This window comes from Haloarchaeobius caseinilyticus (genome assembly GCF_051207395.1).
Lineage (GTDB): Archaea > Halobacteriota > Halobacteria > Halobacteriales > Natrialbaceae > Haloarchaeobius.
Map to the genome: position 1 here is coordinate 409487 of NZ_JBPJZC010000004.1, position 22039 is coordinate 431525.

A 22039-nucleotide genomic window follows, 5' to 3' on the forward strand; every position below is an offset into this window, starting at 1 on the left:
AATCGCAGCCAGAGAGACGGGTCACCGATAGAATTATGCGGACACTGGACCGTGCTAACGGTACACGGAGATTCCCAATGAGCGACCACACCGTCATCGACATCTGGTGTAACCTCTTCACCAAAGCCGGCATCGACACGTTCAGCGACTCAGCTGCCAGAGAGACGGCAGCAAAGCTGTTCAACAAAGACGAGATGTTCAAACCGGGGACCGAACAGACCCCTGACGAGTTCGTCGCCAAGATGGACGACGAGGGCGTCGACATGGTGTTCATCCCAGCGCTAAAGTTCGGCAACCCCGACGGCGGGATGGAAATGGACGTGCCTTACGAGGCCGTCAGAGACGCGTGTGAGCAGTATCCGGACCGACTGAAGGGAATGGCCGGCATCAACCCTCGCGAGGGAATGGACGGCGTGCGAAAGCTCGAACGATACGTCGAAGACCACGACTTCATCGCCGGGCACCTCGAACCGTACGGTTGGGACCGCCCGGTCAACCACCGGCAGTACTACCCTTTCTACGCGAAGTGTGCAGAACTCGGTGTTCCCGTGGTGATGCAGGTCGGCCACTCAGCCATTCAGATGCCGAGTAAGCACGGCAAACCGCTGCTCGTCGACGACATCGCGCTCGACTTCCCCGAACTGGACATCGTCGCTGCACACACGGGCTGGCCGTGGTCGAAAGAACTCGAAGCGCTCGCGTGGAAACACCCCAACGTGTACATCGGGACGTCCGGCCACCTCCCGAGGTACTGGGACGACAACCTCGTCGCGTTCTTGCGGTCACGTGGTCGCGACAAGATGCTGTTCGGGACGGACTATCCCGTGTTCGACTACCCCCGTGGACTGGAACAGGTCGCCGAGTTAGAGTTGGACGACGAAGTCGAGCGAAAACTCCTCGGTGGGAACGCGATGCGCGTCTTCGACGTATAGCACCAGCCCGCTTTCTTGGCTGAATCTGTTCGAACGAACCGAGAAACGGCCGACTCAGGAATAGGTGAGGTTGACCTCGATGACGTTTGCCGCACGAAGCAGCATCCGCGGCAGTTCTGCCTCGATGGTCTCACCGTTCATGCGGTTGGTCGGCCCGCCGACGGTGATCGCTCCTTCGACCGTCTCTCCCCGGCAGATGGGGACTGAGACGGCACAGACTCCGTCGATTCGCTCCTCGTAGTCGGTCGCGTAGCCTCGCTCGTGAATCTCGTTGAGTTGCTCCAACAGGACGTCACTGTCCGTGACCGTCTGTTCGGTGACGGGCGGGAGCCCGTGGCGGTCGAGATAGCGCTCACGACTCTTCTGGGGAAGGTGTGCGAGGATAGCTTTCCCCGGTGCCGTCGTCGACAGCGGCATCCGCATGCCTGCGTACGCACCGATGTTGACTGCGTTCTCTCCCTTCGCGACGTAGAGGAGGACCCCGAGTCCGTTCTCCTCGATCATCAAACTCGCGTGCTCACCCGTCTCTGCCGCGAGCCCTTCCACTTCGGTGCGTGCGTGTCGGTAGATGGGCATCCGCGACCGGCTACCGTCGCCGATTTCGAGAAAACGCGTTCCCAGCGAGTACGTCTCGTCGCGTTTCACCACGTACCCCAGAAGCTCCAGTGTCCGGACGTGGTCGTGGACCGTGCTCCGTGGCATGTCGAGATACTCGACGACCTCGGCCAACCCCGCCGATTCGAGGGATTCGAGTGCCTCGACCACCCTGAACGTGTTTTCGGCTGTTTTGACGGGCGTGTTCATACACTGTGTCAGTGATTATATCTCATAAAACTTGTCCGGCGTCGGCGGATACCTGTCGACTCACGTTCTGTACAGGCGTGCAGTCGGTGGGAGTCACACCGTTCACGATTACAGGCCAACAGCATGGGAGAGCATGACAAAGGCGGCCGCCCGTTATCCGGCAGGGCCGAACTGGGAACTCGGGGCAACCCGCTCGAAATGTCCGAAATCGGCAAATAAGGTATTGTTACTTGCCAACATGAGCCGAACTATCTCCGGTATTTTCGGATTACGTTGGAGAGCGACTCCTTCGTCCAGAACGAGGCGATACAGCCAACCGCAGGAATGGATAAAGATGGGAACACATCCGCTATTTTCGGAACGTGAGTAATAGGCGTTCTGTACACAGTATCCAGCCTTCTCACCGTAGAAAGACCAGCAATGAAGTAATTTTCCGGAGTGACTGTGTCCGCCAACGCCGGACGATACTCATGTGAGACGCAACCCTAACACACGTACACTCGTTATGGCAGTAGTCATGCGCACGTCCGTTACACCGAAGGGAACGATAGACTCACCACCCGTATTGGTTGTTTCAGTGCACCGTCAGCGACGATGGTCGGCGACGGCGTCTGTCAGCCGGTCAAACCCTAACAGCGGTACGTCCGTTATAGTAGTCCAGCGTCGTTAGCGACAGTCACATCCCTCGCCTTCGAGCAACTCGGCGAACGAGTACTTTCGTTCGCAGTCCTCGCAGTACACGTCGATGCCGACGTAGAGGGAGTATTCCCCCAGTCCGATTCGGTCCGTCCGCTCCAGTCTGTCGAGACGTTCGGTTACCACGGATTCGAGTCGCGACCGTAATCGCTGGACGCTCGCTGCGTCCCGCTCCACCTGGGTAGCGTCGTCGGCGTGGTCGTACTCGGCACCTCTACTCTTCACGTACGTATTTATCGACTGGTACGAGACGAAATCGGCTTCCAGTTCCTCGACGTCGACGCCTGCGTTCGAGAGTTCGTACTCGACTTCGACACGCTCGCCCGCGCTGGTCTCACCGTCGTTCAGCCGGTCGTAGTACGACCGCAGTTCGTCCTGATGGGGGTGTTCCCCCTGCGCTCGCAACGCCGCTTCGAGGAGATTTCGGTTGAACAGTGTCGCGAGTTCCCGGAGACTCATCCGTTCAGCGTCCGTCCCGGTCCAGCGGTCGACGAGTTCGTCGCCGAGCTCACGTCCGAGGTCGTACTTCTCGATCAGTCGAGCGACTTTCCCACGACCGCCGCCAGTCGGTGTCGAGTGCCCATCGCGTCCCATGCCACTTTGTTGGCGACATCGTATAAAAAGGCTTCTCGTCGAAAGACCAACCGCCAGCACGATACTACGCTCCTCACGTCGTCATGGCTCCAGAGACAGGTCCAGTGTTAACATCAGGAGAGAAGAATTTGAGGTTGGTTCCGGATTCTATTTATCGCATAAATCAGTGGTGGAAGAGTTTACGAGAATCAAAGCTCTAAGAACCACTAACGACTCTTAGCGTTCTTGTGAAAGTCAAATGCTGTATACTTAACTCGGAGAGTTTACTAATCTTCCCGGTTCATAAATCCCATGTAAAATTGATAGTATCGCCGTACGATAGGAATATTTTCCAAGCTGTATAATTCCACTCAGGGGCTAATCTCCAGAGAATAAATAGACTCCATCAACAAGACTGTTCCAAATGTATCGCACAGAACCAACCAATATCAGGAGCAAAATATAATTTTATAATATATGATATTTTTCTGTTCTAACTGGCCAGTGTTACTAGCTGGTTAGACCACAAAGTTCACATACCAGTTATTAATTCGTCGAGACAGTCGTCGCTCGTCGTCAGTGCTCAGACGCGTCAGGGTCGAACGCCAACGGGACAAATCAGGGGTGACATCGAGGGTACCGCGGAGTCGTCGGACCACATCGTGAAAAATACACAGAATTTGTTACTGTTATACACAAAAAAGTATTTACAGCCCCTATGAGACTACCTACGTGAGAACCTGTCATGCCCAGCGCCGTCTTCGATAGCAGCGAGTACGAGAGGCGAATCGCACGGACGAAAGAGCGGATGGCGGAACGGGACCTCGACGCCCTGTTCGTGAGCGACCCGGCGAACATGAACTACCTGACCGGCTACGACGGCTGGTCCTTTTACGTCCACCAGGGCGTCGTGGTCACACAGGACCGGGACGAACCGGTGTGGGTCGGTCGAGAGATGGACGCCAACGGGGCCCGAGCCACGACACAACTCGGCGAGGAGAGCATCCGGCCCTACAGCGACGACCACGTACAGTCGCCCCACGACCTGCACCCGATGGACTTCGTCGCCACGGTGCTCGAAGATCTCGGCGTCGACGACGGGAACGTCGGTCTGGAGATGGACGCGTACTACTTCACCGCGAAGTCCTACACCCGGTTGCAAAAGAACCTCCCGGAGGCCGATTTCGAGGACACGACCCTCCTCGTCAACTGGGTCCGCATCAAGAAGTCCGAGGCAGAGCTCGATTACATGCGCGAAGCCGCACGAATCTCCGAGAACGCGATGCAGGCTGGCCTCGACGCCATCGAGGAAGGTGTGCCCGAGTACGAGGCTGCCGAAGCCATCTACTCTGCGCTCATCGACGGCACCGAAGACTACGGCGGCGACTACCCCTCCATCGTGCCGCTGATGCCCTCCGGCGACCACACCGGGACGCCACACCTGACGTGGACCGACCGCGAGTTCGAAAACGGCGACCCGGTCATCATCGAACTCTCCGGCTGTCGCCACCGGTATCACTCCCCGCTCGCGCGGACGACGTTCGTCGGCGACCCGCCGGCCGAAATCGAAGAGACCGCCGAAATCGTCGTCGAGGGGATGGAGGCCGCACTGGACGCAGTCGAACCGGGCGTCACCTGCGAGACGGTCGAGAAGGCGTGGCGCGACACTATCGCGAAGTACGACATCGAGAAGAAAGACCGCATCGGCTACTCGATGGGCCTTGGCTACCCGCCGGACTGGGGTGAGCACACGGCGAGTCTCCGCCCCGGCGACGAGACGGTCCTCGAAGAGAACATGACGTTCCACACGATTCCCGGCCTCTGGTTCGACGACTTCGGCGTCGAACTGAGCGAGACGTTCGTCGTCACGTCCGACGGTGCCGAACCGCTGGCCGACTTCCCACGCACGCTGTTCACCGCCTGACCATGTCGAAACAGAAATCTCCCGAGACGGACGAAACGAGCGGCGAATCGACCAGCACCGGCGACACCGAACCAGAATCGGCACTGGCGAACGCTCGTCGCCAACTCGAACGAGCAGCAGCCTACGTCGACGTCGAAGACGGCGTCATCGAGCGACTGAAACACCCGACGAAACTCCAGCAGGTGTCGGTCCCGCTCCGGCGTGACGACGGTTCGCTGGAGGTGTTCACCGGCTATCGTGCTCAGCACGACGACGTGCGCGGGCCGTACAAGGGCGGCATCCGCTACCATCCAGACGTGAGTGCTGAGGAGTGTATCGGCCTCTCGATGTGGATGACGTGGAAGTGCGCGGTGATGGACCTCCCCTTCGGCGGCGGAAAGGGCGGCATCACCGTCGACCCGAAGACCCTCTCGGACGAGGAGCGAGAGCGACTCACGCGTCGCCTCGCTGAGGAACTGCGCGATGTGGTCGGACCGAAACAGGACGTGCCCGCGCCCGACATGGGCACCGGTCCGAAAGAGATGGCGTGGTTCATGGACGCCTACTCCATGCAGGAAGGCGAGACCATGCCCGGCGTCGTCACCGGCAAACCACCAGTCATCGGTGGTTCCTACGGCCGCGAGGAGGCACCCGGCCGGTCCGTCGCCATCATCACGCGAGAGGCTATCGACTACTACGGCTGGGACATCGAAGACACGACCGTCGCGGTCCAGGGCTTCGGGTCGGTCGGTGCAAACGCTGCCCGACTCCTCGACGAGTGGGGTGCATCAATCGTCGCCGTCTCGGACGTCGACGGCGCGATTTACGACCCGGACGGCCTCGACACGCAGGACGTGGAAGGCCACGACGAGCGTCCCGGCATGGTGTCGGGCTACGATGCTCCGGAAACGCTCTCGAACGCCGAATTGCTCGAACTCGACGTGGACGTGGTGATTCCGGCAGCGGTCGGGAACGTCATCACCGCAGACAACGTCGACGACATCGACGCCGACCTCCTCGTCGAGGGGGCGAACGGCCCGACGACGTTCGCCGCGGACACCATCCTCGAAGAGCGCGGCGTTCCGGTCGTGCCGGACATCCTCGCGAACGCTGGCGGCGTGACCGTGTCCTACTTCGAGTGGCTGCAGGACATCAACCGGCGGCAGTGGTCCCTCGACCGCGTCCACGAGGAACTCGAAGAAGAGATGTTGAAAGCGTGGGCCGCAGTCCAGCGCGAGGTCGACGAGCAAGACCTCTCGTGGCGCGACGCCGCCTACGTGGTCGCACTCTCGCGCATCGGCAAAGCGAAAGAGACGCGCGGACTCTGGCCCTAACGGTTCAGCCGAGCAAGATTCGACGGCGAATTTTTTCGCGCCTGTTTCGCACAGTAGCTGTGACTTTGCTGCCGACACAGCGTGTCGAAGCCGAGTTGGCTGAAGAAAGTCAGGAGTAAACTGGAGAAATCGCTCAGTCGCGAAGCGCCTCGTCGACCTTCTCGATGGGATGCGGTGGCTCTGGCGCGGCCTCGTCCCGGTCGCCGAGTTGCGTGCGACAGGAGGCACCCGGCGCGACGACGGTGTCGCCGTCGCTGTCGTCGACCTGATCGAAGAGTATCTCTCCGATGGCCCTGCTCATCGAGTAGTGTTCGGCCTCGTAGCCGAACGACCCGGCCATGCCGCAACAGCCTGAATCGAGCGCATCCACGGCGAACCCGGCCCGGCGGAGGACGCCGACCGCGTGGTGGTCCTTGCGGGTCGCTTTCTGGTGGCAGTGGCCGTGGTAGGTCAGGTGTTCGTCGGGGGAAGCGAGTGAGAGGGCCGCGACGAGTCGGTTCGCGTCGAGGTACTCCATGACACCGTAGGTGTTGCTCGCGACCGATTCGACAGCTTCTGTGCGTGGCTCTCCGGCGACTGCCTCACCACCGAGTAGATCGAGGTAGTCCGACTGGAGCATCACGGCGTCGGATGGTTCGACGAGCACCACGTCCCAGCCCTCGGCGACTCGCGGGGCGAGCGCGTCGACGTTCGTCTTCGCACGCTCCCGGGAGCGGTCGAGGAAACCTTTCGAGTGCGCCGGGCGTCCGGTCGAGGTCACGTCGTCTGGCAGCGCGACGTGGACCCCGGCCGCTTCGAGGACGCGAACCGCGGCCTTGCCAGCATCGGGGTGGTTGTAGTTCGTGTACGTGTCCGGGAAGAGGAGTACCCGATGGTCGGCGTCGCTCGCGTCGACGCGACAGCCACCACGTGCCTCGAACCAGTCTTCCAGCGATTCGCGGTGGAACGTCGGCAGCGACCGCTCGCTGGCGATTCCCAGTACGCGTTCGGTGACGAATCGGGCTCCCGGGACTTTCGCGGCCCAGTTCGACAGGGGCGCGAAGGTGGAGCCGAGTTCGTTCAATCGGTCGATCTCAGCGAACAGTTTGTCGCGGAGACTCGACCCGTGCTCCTCGTGGTGGGCGTGTTCGACCTCGGCTTTGAGCTTCGCCATGTCGACCTCACTCGGGCAGTCCCGTTTGCAGCCCTTACAGCCCACACAGAGGTCCATCACCTCTCGCATGACCTCGGTGTCTTGGGCGTCGGCCGAGAGGTCGCCGCTCATCGCCTGTCGGAGCATGTTCGCCCGGCCGCGGGTCGAGAGGCTCTCCTCCTCGGCGGCGCGGTAGGTGGGGCACATCACGCCGCCGCGAGTGTCCTGGCCGCCGCGACAGCCGGCACAGCCGTGACAGAGTTCGGCCATACCCTGAAAGCCGTTCGCGGTGTCCCAGTCGAGCGTCGGGTCGAACGACGCCTCGAACTCGTAGTCGGGGTCGAACCGCAGGTTCTCGGTCATCTCGACCGTACGGGCACGAGCCGGTTCGGCGTCGTCGGGCAGCCCAACGACCTGTCCAGGGTTCAGCAGCCAGTCGGGGTCGAACGCCGTCTTGAGGTCCTGGAACGTGTCCCAGAGTCGGTCGCCGTACAGCTTGTGGTTCCACTGGGTGCGGGCGCGGCCGTCACCGTGTTCGCCGGAGACCGAGCCGCCGGCTTCGACGACGAAGTCGGTAATCTCGTCGGCGATGGTCTCGAAGGAGTCGAGGCCCTCGACTGTCTTCGTGTTCACGAGCGGCCGGACGTGGAGGACGCCCGGACCGGCGTGGGCGTAGAAACTCGTGTTCGCGTCGTGGTCGTCGATGACCTCGCGGAAGTACTCGACGTACTCTGGCAGTTGGTCGGCCGGCACCCCGCAGTCCTCGATGAACGAGATGTGTTTCTCGTCGGTGGTTCGCGAGAGGAGGATGGGCGCGGCCGCCTTTCGCATCTTCCAGAGGCCGGCGCGAGCCTCGTCGTCGTGTGCTTCGAGTGCGTCGAAGGCGCGGGCGTCCGCTGCGACTTCGACGCCCTGGGACGGCTCCGTCTCGGGCGTGACGCTGGGCGCGCGTTCGGCGAGCAGGTCGGCGACCTGCTGGCGGCCGTCGGCGTCGGACTCTGCGTAGAACTCGACGAGCAGCGCGCCGCGGGTCCCCTCCGGAAGCGAGGCGGCCACGTCGTGGAACTCGGCGGTGTCGAGCGCGAGGTCGATGAGCACATCGTCGATGAGTTCGACGGCCGCAGGGTCGTGCTCCAGAATCGGTGCTACGTCCGCCGCCGCGTCGAACACGTCCTCGTAGGTGAGGAGCGCGACAGCCTTCGTCTCGGGGATGGGTTCGAGCGAGACGGTCGCCTCGGTGACGACGGCGAGCGTCCCTTCACTCCCGGCGAGCAACCGAGCGAGGTTGACGGTACCCGGTTCGCTGTCGGGGGCGATTCCCGACCCATCTGCAGTCGGGCGCTCACCGCGCGCTTCGTCGACCAGCACGTCGAGGTTGTAGCCGGAGACGTTGCGCTTCAGGTCGGGATAGCGGTCGTCGATTTCGTCGGACTCCTCGTCCAGCACCCGGACGACTTCGGCGTAGATGGCCGGGAGGAGCGGACTCGGCGGCCCGTCTGTTCCCCACGAATCGGCGTCGGGGTCGGCCTTCTCGCGGAGTTCGTCGACCGAAATCTCGCCGAAGCGGTGGACGGTCCCGTCCGCGAGGACGACCTCGCACGACTCGACGTAGTGGTCGGTCTTCCCGTACACCAGCGAGTGCGCGCCGGTCGAGTTGTTCCCGATTGCCCCGCCGAGGACACTCCGGTCGCCAGCGGCCGGGTCGGGACCGAATTTTAGCCCGTGGTCGGCCGCGGCGGCGTTCAGGTCGGCGAGGACGGTGCCGGCCTGTGCGGTCGCCATCGCGGCGTCCGGGTCGAGCGACTGCACGTCGTCCATGTAGCGCGAGCAGTCCAGCACGACTGCTTCGTTGACGGTCTGACCAGCGAGGCTGGTCCCGCCGCCGCGAGGCAGCACCGGAATCTCGCGGTCGGCGCAGTACGAGACGACGCTCGCCACGTCTGCAGTCGACTTCGGCATGACGACCCCGATAGGGGTCACCTCGTAGGCCGATGCGTCGGTGGCGTACAACTGGCGCGTGTGTTCGTCGAACCGCACGTCGCCCTCGACGCGGGCGGAGAGGTCGTCCACGAGGCCGGGGCGTGAGACGTCGCCGCCGGCGTACTCGTACTCGGCACGTGGGTCGTCCGCCGGGTCCTGTGTCGCCATCGAGTATCAGCGTGGTTCGGGGGCGAGAATCTGGTTTTCGAGCGTCTCACCGTCGTCGAGACGGGCGAGGTTCTCGGCGACGATGTCGGCCAGTCGGTCCCAGTGTTTCGGCGTGTGGCCGCCGGTGTGAGGTGTGACGAGACAGTTTTCGAGGTCCCACAGCGGGTGCTCGGCGGGCAGCGGTTCGGGGTCGGTCACGTCCAGTGCCGCGCCGCGAATCTTGTTCGACCGGAGCGCCGACACCAGTGCGTCGGTGTCGACGATACCGCCACGGGCGGTGTTGACGAGGACGGCGTCGGTGGGCATCGTCGCGAACTCGTCGCTTCCGACGAGGCCGCGGGTCAGGTCGTTGAGCGGGCAGGCGAGGACGACGTAGTCGCTGCGGGAGAACGCGTCGTGGACATCGTCTTCGTCGAAGCCGAGTACCTCGTCTGTCGGGCCGCCTTTCGAGGGTGTGTACCGGATGCCGATGGTGTCGACCTCGAACCCCTGCAGGCGCTGGACGACTGCCTGTCCGATGGAGCCGAGTCCGACGACCGTGACCGTGCTGTCGGTGAACTCGGAGGACTGGAAGTGCCGCCACTGCGACTGCTGCTTGCGCCGCCAGCCCTCGTGGAGGCGGCGGGCGAACACGAGCATGTTCCCGATGGCCTGCTCGGCGATACCCGGGGCGTGGATGCCACCGGCGTTCGTGACGGCCACACCGTGCTCGTTGAGGGTGTCCATCGGCACGTGGTCGGTGCCGGCGAACGTACAGGCGAACAGCTCGAGTCGGTCGGCCCGGTCGAGCAAGTCCTCGTCGATGGTGATACCGGTGACGACCCGCGCGTCGGGAATCAGTTCGCGCTCCTGTTTCGGTGTTCGCGCCAGCGTGACCGTCCGGTCCGGCAGGCGGTCACGCAGCGTTTCGGCGTACGATTCCATCGAAAGGCCTTCCGTCCCCTCACGGAGGACGACGACGTCGGTCTCGGTCATGGATAGTGTGTATCGCGCCGTGGACGGAACTGCCCGGCTACACTGCTGTGCTGCTGTACCGTCGACTAGCCCCGTACGGCGTGCGTATACGCCACCGTTTGTGAGGTGTCACCTTAGTCCTTTTGTGTATCTCATGTCCACGAATATCGTTTATCCTTAAGTGCGTAGAGGTTGCTAGACGGGAACATGGCCGATGCTGTCACTACCCGACTCGCGGAGCTTCGCCGAGACCTCCACCGCCACCCAGAACCGGGGTGGTGCGAGTTCCAGACGACCGCGCGACTCGTCGAGGAACTGCGCGAAATCGGCGTCGACGAACTCGCCATCGGGGCTGACGCCTACGACCCGGCCGACCGGATGGCCGTCCCCGACGACGACGAACTGGAGGAGTGGTCACAGCGCGCGCTCGACCGTGGGGCCGACCCCGACCTCGTCGAGCAGATGCAGGGCGGGGCGACTGGCGCAGTCGCCGTCCTCGACCGCGGCGACGGCCCGACGGTCGGTCTCCGCGTCGACATCGACGGGCTGTACATCGAGGAGTCTGACGAGGCGGGCCACGTGCCCGCCGACGAGGGATTCCGCTCCGAGACGGGCGAGACGATGCACGCCTGCGGCCACGATACCCACATGACGTGGGGGCTCGCGACTCTCGAAGCCATCAAGCAGAGCGACTTCGCCGGCCGACTGGTCGTGTTCTTCCAACCGGCAGAGGAGGTCGGGGGCGGGGGCGCACCGATGGCGAAGAGCCGCTACGCAGCCGATATCGACTACTTCTTCGCCATTCACGTCGGCCTCGGCCACCCCACAGGAGCGGTGGTCGCCGGCATCGAAAAGCCGCTCGCGATGTGCCACGTCGACGTCGAAATCGAGGGAACCTCCGCGCACGCCGGCCAGTCGCCGCAGGAAGGGGCCAACGCCATCCACGCGCTCGGCACCGCCATCGAGAACGTGTACGGGATTCCGCGCCACGCCGACGGGATGACGCGGGTCAACGTGGGCCGGGTCGAGGGGGGCACGGCGAGCAACGTCATCGCCGAAGACGTCGAAGCCATCGCCGAAGCCCGGGGTGAGACGACGGAGCTCATGGAGTACGCTCGCGACGAGCTTCGACACCGGTTCGAGAAAGCTGCGGAGCTCCACGACTGTACCGCCTCGGTCGACGTCGTGAGCTACAACCCGCGGGCCGACAGCGACCCCGAGCTCGTCGACGTCGTCGCGGACGTAGCTGGCGAAGTCGAAGGTGTCGAGCGAGTCGTCCCGACCGCGGACTTCGGTGCCAGCGAGGACGCGACCTTCCTCATGCAGCGGGTGCAGGAAGACGGCGGACTAGCGTGTTACACCATCGTCGGCACCGACCACCCGACGAGTCACCACACGCCGACGTTCGACGTGGACGAGCGGAGCCTGCAAACCGGCGTCGACGTGCTCACGAACACGATACTCGCCGTGGCAGAGGACGGTCATGAGTGAGGAAGGAACCACCGGTGACACTGTTCCGCCCGCCTCGGCTATCGTGACTTCAGCCGACGTGGCGGCCGCACACGACTACCTCGCAGACGTGGTCCACCGGACACCACTCGACGGGTCGACGACACTCGCCAACCGGAGCGGTGCGGCCCGGGTCGACCTCAAACTGGAGAACATGCAGCGGACCGGGTCGTTCAAGATTCGCGGTGCGTACAACGCGATGGCCCAGTTGCCGGACGACGTGTGCGAGCGCGGGGTCGTCGCGTCGAGCGCCGGAAACCACGCACAGGGTGTCGCGCTGGCTGGTCAGTTGCTCGATATCGAGACGACCATCGTCGTCCCCGAAATCACACCTGCGGCGAAAATCGCGGCGACCCGCGGCTACGGGGCCGAGGTCGTCGTCGAGGGCGAGATGTACGAGCAGTCCTACGAGTACGCACTGGATCTCGCCGAGAACGAGGGACTGGAGTTCGTCCACCCGTTCGACGACGACGCGGTCATCGCTGGGCAGGGGACGGTCGGTCGAGAGATTGTCGACGAGGCCCCCGACCTCGATACCGTCCTCGTCTCCATCGGCGGCGGCGGCCTCATCTCAGGCATCGCGACGGTTCTGAAGGCACACGACTCGGACGTTCGAGTCGTCGGCGTTCAGCCCGAGGGTGCCGCCCACGCGAAACCGTCGCTGGAGTCGGACGAGATCCACATGCTCTCAGAGGTCGACACGGTGGCCGAAGGAATCGCCGACGCGCGACTCCTCGAAAAGACGTTCGCTGTCGTTCGCGAGCGCGTCGACAACGTCGTGAGCGTGAGCGACAGGGACCTCGCCGTCGCGACGGCGGTCCTAGCGGAGCGCGCGAAGACGGTCGCCGAGACGGCCGGTGCCGCACCGGTCGCCGCCTTGCTCTCCGGTGCGGTCGACGTCGACGGCGAACACGTCGCGGCCGTCGTCTCGGGTGGCAACGTGAACCTGACCGAACACGGTGACCTGACCCGCGTCGGCCTCGAAGCGATGGACCGATACGTCCACGCCCGACTGGAACTCGACGGCTGGCCGACGGCCCTCGGCGACGTGGCCGAGACGGTCGAAGCAACCGGCGGTGAACTCGACGTGGCCGAGCGTGCCCGGCCGACCGCGGCCGACCACCCGAACCGCGTGCCGGTCGAAGTCGGTATTGCAGGTAGTAGTGCTGACCACCTCGCGACTGTGGTTAGCTCGCTCGATGACATCGACGGTGTGCGAGTCGTCGAACACTCGCTGGATGCGGACCGAGTATCGTAGTCGGCCTCCGGTCCGCCGTCTCCCCTTGTTCGAACGCAGAAAGAACTCCTTCAGTCGCTACGCGGCGTCGTGCATCGCTTCGCAGAAGATGCCTACGCCCATCTCGATTTCGCGCTCGGTGGAGTCGAGCGGGGGCAGCAGTCGAATCGTCTTCTTCCCACAGCCGAGGGTCAGCAGGCCGCGGGCGAGTGCGGCCTCGACGACAGCGTCACGGCGGTCGGCTGTGTCGAACTCGACGGCGAGCATGAGGCCCTTCCCGCGGATGTCGACTGCGTGCTCGGGTGCGTCGTCCCGCAAGAGTTCTCTGGCCTGTCTACCGCGCTGGGTGGCGTTGTCGAGCAGGTCGTACTCGTCGATAGCTTCGAGGGTGAACGCGCCCTGCATCGAAGACAGCAGGTCGCCGCCGCCGAACGTGGAACCGAGGCGGTTCTTCTCGGTCGGGAAGACGTCCGAACGGGAGATGGTCGCGCCCACGCGGAGTCCCTTCGCGCTGGCGATGACGTCAGGCTCGATCGGGTAGTGGTCGATAGCCCACATCTCGCCGGTCCGGCCCACGCCGGACTGAATCTCGTCGACGACGACCGGAATGTCGTACTCGTCACAGACTGCACCGACTTCGGTCATGAACGACTCACTGGGGAAGCGGTAGCCACCGACGCCCTGAATGGGTTCGAGGACCGCGAAGGCGACTTCGTCGGGGTTGACGTGGCCACCCTCGGGCGAGAGGGCGTTTCGGAGTCTGGAGCCGTCGCCGGTGAAAAATCCGCAGGTACACTCGGCCTCGCTCTCACAGTCACAGAACGGGACCGTCTTTACGCCGGCGATTTCGGGGTAGTGCCGGGTGTACACCTCTTTCGACTTCGTGAGCGAGAGCGTCCCGAGGGTCCGACCGTGGAAGCTCCCCTCAAAGGCGTAGCCGTACTTTGCGGCCGGCTTGTGGTTGTGGCTCACCTTCATCGCGTTCTCGACTGCCTCCGCGCCGGAGTTCGAGAGGAACACCGTGTCCATGTCGTAGTGCGACGAGACGTCGACCAGCTGGTCCATCAGGTGACTGGAACCCGGGAACTCGGCCGTCTCGGGGTCCGGACCTGCGCCGAAGTACATGTCCTGGCCCGCGATCTTCATCGGTTCGACGAGGTCGAACTCGCGGAGTTTCGAGAGCACCTTCTCGTTGTTGTAGCCGAGCGGTGCCGCCCCGATGTGACAGGTGAAGTCGAGGAGGACGTTCCCGTCGACGTCGGTGACGAACGGGCCGTCGGCCTCGGCGGTCACGTCCCAGACGAACTCGTGCGAGTACTCACTCGGTGCGGCGTGTTCGGAGTGATAGTCGATCCACTTCGCAGCGTTCGGCCCGGGAAGCGCGGCTGTGTCGGGCTCTGCGGTATCCCTGTCCATACACGGCAATCGTTGACGCCGTACATAAAATCTTGGTATCTGACGGTTCGAGACCAGTGTGAGAGACCCCTGTGCCGGCGTCGCACGATGGCGAACGCAGGCAAGTGAGTGGACGTGCTCGCTTAGTCGTCACCCCCGGAGACGGCCCCAGACGACGATGTCTGGTCGTCGTCGGATTTCGGACTGCCCCAGATCTGCGTTTGCTCCTGGAGTAGTAGGCCGCCGTAGTCCTGCTGGAAGCTACGAATCAGCCCGAGCATCGTGATGAGGCAGATGACGGCGAACGGTGCGCCAGTGATGATGGCTGCGTACTGCAGCGCCTGCACACCGCCGACGACCATCAGGATGGACGCCACCGATCCCTGCAGTACCGCCCAGAAGATGCGGTTGATGGCAGAGGGTTCCTTCTTTCCGCCGCTGGTCATCATCGCCACGGCCAGCGTCGAGGAGTCAGCTGACGTGACGAAGAACGTCGTGACTAGTACGAGGAAGGCGATTAGCAGTACCGGCCCAGCGATGGGTAGGTTCCCGAAGAGGACGTATCCTGCGACCGACTCGTTGTATTCCCCGAGTGGGCCAAGAATGTCCGCGGTTCCGCTATTCTGCATCAGGACACCTGCGCCGCCGATGATGGCGAACCACGGGATGGTCGCCAGCGACGTGGCACCGATGCCAGCGAACGCGACTTCGCGGACGCTGCGGCCCTGCGAGATCCGGGCGATAAACAACCCGGCAAACGGCGACCACGCCAGCGGCCACAGCCAGTAGAAGACAGTCCAGGCGTTTACCCACTTGTCGTTCGTGGTGTTCGTCACGTTGGTGTACAGGCTCATCTCGAAGAAGTTACCCATGTACCCGCCGATGGCCTGCGTCCCGAGTTCGAGGATGCGGAACGTCGGTCCGAAGGCGAGGGTAGCAATCATCAGTAACAGGAACATCGCCATGTTGAAATTCGACAGTCGGCGGATGCCCTTGTCGACGCCCAACACAAGCGAGGTGGTGAAGATGACCACCATCCCGGTGATGACGAGGACGGTTCCGATGTCACCCAAGACGATGCCCCACTGGAATTCCAGTCCAGTGATGAACTGACTGCCGATGAACCCGAGCGAGGTCGCGACCCCGCCAAGGGTGGCGAACACGGCGAAGATGTCGACGATTTTGCCCGTGATGCCGTCGACGTTGTCGGCACCCAGAATCGGCGTGAGCACGGCAGACACGCGAAGGGGCGCACCATAGTTGTACACGTAGTAGCCGATGCCGAGGCCCATCACTGTGAAACATGACCACTGGATGACGGCCCAGTGGAAGATGGCGTACTGGACGGCGAGAGGCATGGCGGCGGCCGACTGCCCCTGTGCGCTGAATATCGGCGGGACCGTCGAGTAGTGGTACATGGCCTCGGCTGGCCCCCAGAAGACGATGCCAGCCGCCAATCCGGCGGAGTACATCATCGCGAAGTACGAGAGATAACTGTACTCCGGTTTCTCGTCGCCGAGCTTGAGTCTGCCCCACGGGCCGAAGATTACGAACCCGAGGAATAGGACGAACGCGAGCATCACGAGCAAGAAGAACCAGTTGAACGTCGAGAGAATCCAGAGTCGAATCGAGTCGACGAACTCGAGCGAGGCGGTTGGGCGGAGACTGAACGCGGCGACGAACAGTATCGTTATCGCTGCCCCGAAGGTGAAGACGACCGGTTCTATCTCGTCGAGGAATTCGCCGACCGGTCCGTCGGAGGTACTCACGTGTTTCCCCCTCCGCTGGTCCCGTTTTCAGACGCATCCGACACGCCACGACTCCCCCCCGCAAGACGGTCGGTCAGTCTGTGGTCCCGCAACTGTGCATCGCGACGACGGCCGTGAACGGATTCTGTGATGGAGCGCATCGTTCTGATTCGTGTGGCCGGCATCCATGCTAAACGGTGCCGTACACCACGTTGTTCAAGGAATTAGACAATAAAGGTTGTGGTTATTGATTATGCCGGGAACAGATACCGTTTACATCATTGGTATTGAGGCGTGTATACACATACTGATAATGTCCCACGTATAACGTCGTCCTATCCACTGTATTCCCGATTTGTGAGGAGCCAGCCGGAACGTATAACCCGAGGCATACACACAAACTGTGTATGGGTATGGAAAACGACGACGGCAACCTCGCATTCGCCGCGGACCGTGGCCGCGGCATCCTCACACCGAGCGACCGCGAGTACCTCCTCGGGCGGAAGACCGACTACACCGAACACTCGAAAAAGCAGAAACGCAACCGCATCCGTCGCCGACTACGCAACGCGATGCTCGACTTCACCATCCTCTTCGAGTGCCTGGAAGACCGTGACCGCGAGACGGTGTTCAACCCCGACGACGAGGACCGCGATGCCTATACGCGGGGAATCACCGACATGCTCGCGTTCCTCCACCTCGGGACGATGGGGTACTACACTCCGTTCAAGGACATGTTGGCACAGGGCGTCAACAAAGCCGAACAGGAACTGGCAGGGTCCGACTACCGTATGGTGACGGTCGACTTCAACGTCGAACCAGTGGGGCAAATCGACGTCGACACGGTCATCGACAAGCTAGAGTTCGGCGACTTCGACCAACTCACCGACGAGGAGTTGCAGGCGTTCGTCAGACTCCTCGCCGAGTCCGACGACTTCTCGGCGACCGACCTCCGCTCGGAGATGAAAGCACAGATGTCGGAGTTCATCGCGCAGGTCGGCGCCGCGAACGAACAGCGCGACAGACGGGTCGAAGAACTGAACGACTGAGAGCGCAAGTGAGTTTTCTGCAGGGTCAATGACCCACGACGACCGAAGAACTGGGGGCCGAAGTGGGAGGCCTTATCCGAGATGTGCGGTAGCGTCCATCTCGACGCGCACGTCGCCCGGGAGACGGGATACTTCGACGCAAACACGTGCTGGTGGAACCTCGCCGAAGCGCGCACCGTACGCCTCGTTGACCCGGTCGTAGTCGTCGAGGTCGGTGACGTAGACAGTCACTTTTACCACGTCGTCGAGCCCGTCGCCGCCGGCTTCGTCGACCACCGCCGCGATGTTGTCGAGGACTCTGTCTGTCTGGACTCCGATGTCGCCCTCGACGTCTTCCATGGTGTCGGGGTCGACCGGCCCATAGCCCGAGACGTACAGCGTGTCGTCGGCGCGGACCGCCTGCGAGTAGGGATTGTCCGTACGCGGTGCGTCGTCCGTGACAATTCGTTGTCGTGTCATTGGATTCGAAGGGAGGTGAGCGTCGTGCAGTCAGTTCGCGTCGGTGACGGTGTCGATGCCGTCGACGATGACGTCGAGCGCCGTCTCGGCCAGTTCGTGCGTGAGCACGAGTGGCGGGAGCAGGCGGAGGACGTTGCCGTGTCGACCGGCCTTCCAGACGAGGACACCGTGTTCGAAGCAGTAGTCCTGCAGCGCGTCGGCCGCTTCGTCGTCCGGGTTGCCGTCCTCGTCGACGAACTCCGCGCCGATGAACAGACCCTTGCCGCGAACGTCCGCGAGTCGCGAGTTATCCTCGGCTGCCTCCGAAAGACGGTCACGGATGTATTCGCCGAGTTCTCGGGCGTGCGCGAGCAGGTCGTGCTCCTGAATGTACTCGATGGCTCGCGTGCCGGCGCGCATCCCGACGACGTGGCCGCGGTACGTTCCGGCGTGGTCGCCGGAGCCCCACGTGTCGAGTTCCTCGTCGTAGATGGTCGCCGAGAGCGGGAAGCCGGTCCCGCCGAGTGCCTTGGCCGAGGTCATCACGTCGGGCGTCACGTCGTACCACTCGCTGGCCCACCACTGGCCGGAGCGACCGAGGCCGCTCTGAATCTCGTCGAAGACGAGGGGCACGTCGTTGTCGTCGGCGATGTCGCGCAGTCCCTGCAGGAAGCCTTTCGGCGGCGTGACGACGCCACCTTCGCCCTGAATCGGTTCGACGAAGATGCCGGCCGGGTTCGCGAAGCCGCCGTAGGGGTCGTCGAAGATGGCTTTGACCTCTTCGAGGGAGTGCTCGACAGCGGCCTGCGGTGCCTTCTCCATCTCGACCGGGTTCGGGTACGGGGCGTGGGTCACGTCCGGCAGGAGCGGGGTGTAGTCGCCCTTGAAGCTCTTGTTGCCGGTGAGACTCATCGCGCCGCTCGTCGCGCCGTGGTACGCGCCGCGGAAGGCGAGCAAGCCGGTGCCGCCGGTGTTGTACTTCGCGAGTTTGATAGCGGCCTCGATGGCGTCACTGCCGGTCGGTCCGCCGAAGACGACTTTGTTGTTCCCCTGGAGACTGCCCGGGGCAATCTCGTCGAGTTTTTCGATGAGTTCGAGGCGGGCTTCCGTCGGGAAGTCGACCGTGTGGACGAACTTGTCGGTCTGTTCGTGGACCGCGTCGAGCACGTACGGGTTCGAGTGTCCCACGTTCAGGACGCCGATGCCGGCGAACATGTCGATGAACGTGTTGCCGTCGGCGTCGCGGACGGTCGCCCCGCTCCCGTCCTCGAACGCGATGGGGATGTCTTCGGGATACGCGACCGCGCTGCTGTCGATACGCTGTTGCTTCTCGATGAGTTGCTTCGACTTCGGGCCCGGAACCGAATCGACGTTCGGTGCGTCGTCGAAGTGCAACTCGTGGATAGGTGGACCTGCAACCATATTCTGACCCATGCAGAACAGTCATAAATAATTTGTCCACGGTTCCTATGGAAGACGTACACAATTACTGATTCCCGATGTCGAAGATATCGTAGATTCTGCTGACGGCATACACGGTAATCGTAATCCATTACTATCTGGCACCACCAGTTCGTGGTAATGCTGCACACGGCTGGCCCACTGCTCAGTGTCGACCTCAATTCGCACGAGACCCAGACCGAGTCCATCGACGAGGTCCTCGAATCGTACGTCGGCGGTCGCGGTGTCGCGACGAAACTCGCACACGACCGCGTGCCCTTCGACGCCGACCCGCTGGGTGCCGAGAACCGGCTCTACTTCACCACCGGGCCGATGCAGGCCTCGAACATGAGCTTCACCGGTCGGATGAACTGCACCAGCGTCTCGCCCCTGACCGACGGACTCTGTTCGTCGAACGCCGGCGGCTTCGTGTCGCGCAACTTCGCGGATACTGGGTACGCCGCCGTCGAACTCACCGGACAGAGCGACGAGCTAGTCGTCGTCCACGTCTCCGATTCGGGCGTCGAGTTCGAACACGTTCCCGACCTCGCCGAAGCGACCGTCCCCGAAACCGTTTCGTACCTGGACGAGGAACACGACATCGGCGCGGAGAAGACGGCCGTCGTGGGCCCAGCCGGTGAGAACCTGGTCCGCTTCGCCTCCATCATGACCAGCGAAGAGCGTGCTTTTGGCCGGGGGGGCCTCGGGGCCGTCCTCGGGTCGAAGAACGTGAAAGCGCTAACGTTCGAGGGCGACTCCGCACCGGACATCGAGATTCCGTCGACGCAGATGGAGATTCACCGGGCTGCCGCGACCGAGGACCACATCATGAAGCGACAGGGAACGGTCGCCGTGATGGACCTTGCGAACGAGATGAACGGGCTGCCCTCGTACTACTTCTCCGAACAGGAGTTCGAAGGCGTCGAAGGCATCAACGGCAGTGCCGTCGAAGAGAAGAAGTACAAGAAGGGAACCTGCTCGGCGTGTGCGTTCGCGTGCAAACTCCCGACGAAGGACGAAGAACGCGGCGTCGAGACCGAAGGCCCCGAGTTCGAAGTCGCGATGGCGTTCGGGTCGAACTCGGGCGTCGACGACATCGTCGACGTGATGAAGTCGAACGAACGCTGTGACCGCTACGGCCTCGACGCCATCTCGACCGGGAACACGGTCGCCGCCTACCTCGCCAGCGAGGACGAGTTCGGGAACGTCGACCTGATACACGAGACCGTCGAAAAAATCGCGCACCGTGAGGGCATCGGCGACGACCTCGCCGAAGGCATCGCGCGCGTCCACGACGACCTCGACGTTCCGGACTGGACGGTGAAGGGAATGGACTTCGCCGCTCACGAGGGCAGAGTACTCCACGGACAGGGACTCTCCTACGCCGTAGCGAACAGGGGGGCCGACCACATGTACGCCGTCTTCTACTCGCAGGAGTATCCCCTCGTCGAGAAGGACGACGCCTACCCGCCAAGCGGCTTCGAGGGGAAGCCACAGCGCCTCATCGAGAAAGAGAACCAGATGGCGCTCAACGACAGCGGCGTCGTCTGCAAGTTCTCGCGTGACTTCATGACCCCCGAACGGTACGAAGCGCTGTTCGGCGCGGACTTCGAAGACCTGCTCGCAGTTGGTGACCGGGTCGTGCGCCTGGAACGCCACTTCAACAACCAGCGCGGCTTCGACCGTGGGGACGACACGCTCCCGTACGTCGAGCAACTGGACGGCTTCGAGACCGCCCTCGACGAGTACTACGAGCGCCGTGGGTGGACCGACGACGGTGTCGTGCCGAGCGAGGCCGTTCCGGCGTAATTCACTGCTCGATTCTACCCGTCGGTGCTCGACCGACTCTGGTACAGCTCCTCGATTCCCTGCTCGAAGCGCTCGACACCCTGTTCGAGTAGTTCGAGTTGCGTCGCCTTCGTCTCCTCGTCGACGACGTAGGCAGGCCCGCTCAGGTTGAGCGAGCCATACACCTCTCCGAGCGGTGACTTCACCGCCATACCGACGGCCCAGAACCCGTCGATGGCCTCGCTCCGGTTCTCACCGTAGCCCTGTTCGCGTATCTGGTCGAGTTCCTCGAACAGTGCCTCCTCCGTCGTGATAGAGCGGTCAGTGGCCGCGGGAAGTCCCCAGCGGTCGATAATAGCGTGCACTCGTTCGTCGGTGTACTCGGCGATTATCGCCTTGCCAGAGGCGGTCGTGTGGACGTGGAACGGACTCCCGTCGATGAGAAACCGCGGCGAGTTCGCGAATTCGAGGTCGCCGTACAGTGAGACGATCCGGCCGTGCTCTTCCACAGCGAAATCCGCTTCCATCGACGATTCGTCCCCCAACCAGGAGACCACCTCCTGAGCGACGCGGTAGTAATCCTTGCGCGTTCGAACGTAATCGCCGAGGTGACAGAACTTCGAACCGAGGTGGTACCGGTTGTCGGTGTTGATGACGTAGCCGTACTCGGCGAGCGTCGTCAGATGTGAGTGAACAGTGCTCTTCGCGAGACCCGTGACCGCCGTCAATTCGGCCATCGTCGCACCCTCTAGTTCGAGGATATGGTCGATGAGCTCTAACGAGACGGAGGTGGTCTTGAGCCCGCGGGACGAGTCGTTTTCACTCATGTGCTGGCATCCTCGGCGCGAGGTTAAAGGTGTACCCCACTCTCGACACGTCGCCGATCCCTTCGGCAGGTACTGTGGATCAGTCGGCGTAGCGAATCCCTCGACGATGACGCAGCCACACAGTCAATCGTT

Annotated in this window: 16 protein-coding genes; 7 read left to right on the forward strand and 9 right to left on the reverse strand. The window is 62.9% G+C overall.

The window, feature by feature from the left end; translation table 11 throughout:
- Positions 1-77 precede the first annotated feature (77 nt).
- Complete coding sequence (locus ACSC1P_RS19490) at positions 78-932, forward strand: amidohydrolase family protein (RefSeq protein ID WP_435361870.1); 855 nt, start codon at positions 78-80, stop codon at positions 930-932.
- Between the two features lie 54 nt (positions 933-986).
- Here ACSC1P_RS19490 and ACSC1P_RS19495 read toward each other — a convergent pair whose 3' ends face one another.
- Positions 987-1736, reverse strand: a complete 750-nt coding sequence (locus tag ACSC1P_RS19495; RefSeq protein WP_435361871.1) for an IclR family transcriptional regulator — start codon at positions 1734-1736, stop codon at positions 987-989.
- Between the two features lie 666 nt (positions 1737-2402).
- Entirely contained in the window at positions 2403-3026 is a 624-nt protein-coding gene (rdfA, locus tag ACSC1P_RS19500; RefSeq protein WP_435361872.1) for a rod-determining factor RdfA, read from the reverse strand.
- A 724-nt stretch (positions 3027-3750) separates the two neighbouring features.
- On the opposite strand from rdfA, the gene ACSC1P_RS19505 reads away from it, so the two are divergent.
- Positions 3751-4929, forward strand: coding sequence for a M24 family metallopeptidase (locus ACSC1P_RS19505; protein WP_435361873.1), 1179 nt, complete (start codon positions 3751-3753; stop codon positions 4927-4929).
- Between the two features lie 2 nt (positions 4930-4931).
- The gene (gdhB, locus tag ACSC1P_RS19510) at positions 4932-6242 is read left to right on the forward strand and encodes a glutamate dehydrogenase GdhB (protein ID WP_435361874.1); all 1311 of its coding nucleotides are present in this window, start codon (positions 4932-4934) and stop codon (positions 6240-6242) included.
- Positions 6243-6375: 133 nt separating this feature from the next.
- On the opposite strand, the gene ACSC1P_RS19515 is transcribed toward gdhB, so the two are convergent.
- Complete coding sequence (locus tag ACSC1P_RS19515; protein ID WP_435361875.1) at positions 6376-9522, reverse strand: FAD-binding and (Fe-S)-binding domain-containing protein; 3147 nt, start codon at positions 9520-9522, stop codon at positions 6376-6378.
- Between the two features lie 6 nt (positions 9523-9528).
- The gene (locus tag ACSC1P_RS19520; RefSeq protein ID WP_435361876.1) at positions 9529-10497 is read right to left on the reverse strand and encodes an NAD(P)-dependent oxidoreductase; all 969 of its coding nucleotides are present in this window, start codon (positions 10495-10497) and stop codon (positions 9529-9531) included.
- A 186-nt stretch (positions 10498-10683) separates the two neighbouring features.
- On the opposite strand from ACSC1P_RS19520, the gene ACSC1P_RS19525 reads away from it, so the two are divergent.
- Together ACSC1P_RS19525 and ACSC1P_RS19530 are read left to right on the forward strand one after the other, a co-directional pair.
- A complete protein-coding gene (locus ACSC1P_RS19525; protein WP_435361877.1) occupies positions 10684-11967 on the forward strand; it encodes an amidohydrolase in 1284 nt (427 codons plus the stop codon).
- Positions 11960-13243 carry a threonine ammonia-lyase gene (locus ACSC1P_RS19530; protein ID WP_435361878.1) on the forward strand — a complete coding sequence of 428 codons (1284 nt, stop codon included), beginning with the start codon at positions 11960-11962 and terminating at the stop codon, positions 13241-13243. The genes ACSC1P_RS19525 and ACSC1P_RS19530 overlap by 8 nt, the downstream gene beginning before the upstream one ends.
- Positions 13244-13300: 57 nt before the next feature.
- On the opposite strand, the gene ACSC1P_RS19535 is transcribed toward ACSC1P_RS19530, so the two are convergent.
- The gene (locus ACSC1P_RS19535; RefSeq protein WP_435361879.1) at positions 13301-14638 is read right to left on the reverse strand and encodes an aminotransferase class III-fold pyridoxal phosphate-dependent enzyme; all 1338 of its coding nucleotides are present in this window, start codon (positions 14636-14638) and stop codon (positions 13301-13303) included.
- Positions 14639-14760: 122 nt separating this feature from the next.
- The gene (locus ACSC1P_RS19540; RefSeq protein WP_435361880.1) at positions 14761-16386 is read right to left on the reverse strand and encodes a BCCT family transporter; all 1626 of its coding nucleotides are present in this window, start codon (positions 16384-16386) and stop codon (positions 14761-14763) included.
- A gap of 386 nt (positions 16387-16772) precedes the next feature.
- On the opposite strand from ACSC1P_RS19540, the gene ACSC1P_RS19545 reads away from it, so the two are divergent.
- On the forward strand, positions 16773-17414 hold the full coding sequence (locus ACSC1P_RS19545) for a DUF8102 family protein (protein WP_435361881.1): 642 nt from the start codon (positions 16773-16775) through the stop codon (positions 17412-17414).
- 72 nt (positions 17415-17486) lie between these two features.
- Here ACSC1P_RS19545 and ACSC1P_RS19550 read toward each other — a convergent pair whose 3' ends face one another.
- The gene (locus ACSC1P_RS19550; protein WP_435361882.1) at positions 17487-17873 is read right to left on the reverse strand and encodes a RidA family protein; all 387 of its coding nucleotides are present in this window, start codon (positions 17871-17873) and stop codon (positions 17487-17489) included.
- Between the two features lie 30 nt (positions 17874-17903).
- Positions 17904-19274, reverse strand: coding sequence for an aspartate aminotransferase family protein (locus tag ACSC1P_RS19555; protein ID WP_435361883.1), 1371 nt, complete (start codon positions 19272-19274; stop codon positions 17904-17906).
- Positions 19275-19433: 159 nt separating this feature from the next.
- Here ACSC1P_RS19555 and ACSC1P_RS19560 point away from each other — a divergent pair, with 159 nt between their 5' ends.
- Positions 19434-21101 (forward strand): aldehyde ferredoxin oxidoreductase family protein, encoded by a 1668-nt coding sequence (locus ACSC1P_RS19560; protein WP_435361884.1) that lies wholly within the window; start codon positions 19434-19436, stop codon positions 21099-21101.
- Between the two features lie 14 nt (positions 21102-21115).
- Here the strand turns inward: ACSC1P_RS19560 and ACSC1P_RS19565 are convergent, their stop codons facing one another.
- The gene (locus ACSC1P_RS19565) at positions 21116-21907 is read right to left on the reverse strand and encodes an IclR family transcriptional regulator (protein WP_435361885.1); all 792 of its coding nucleotides are present in this window, start codon (positions 21905-21907) and stop codon (positions 21116-21118) included.
- Positions 21908-22039: the final 132 nt, after the last annotated feature.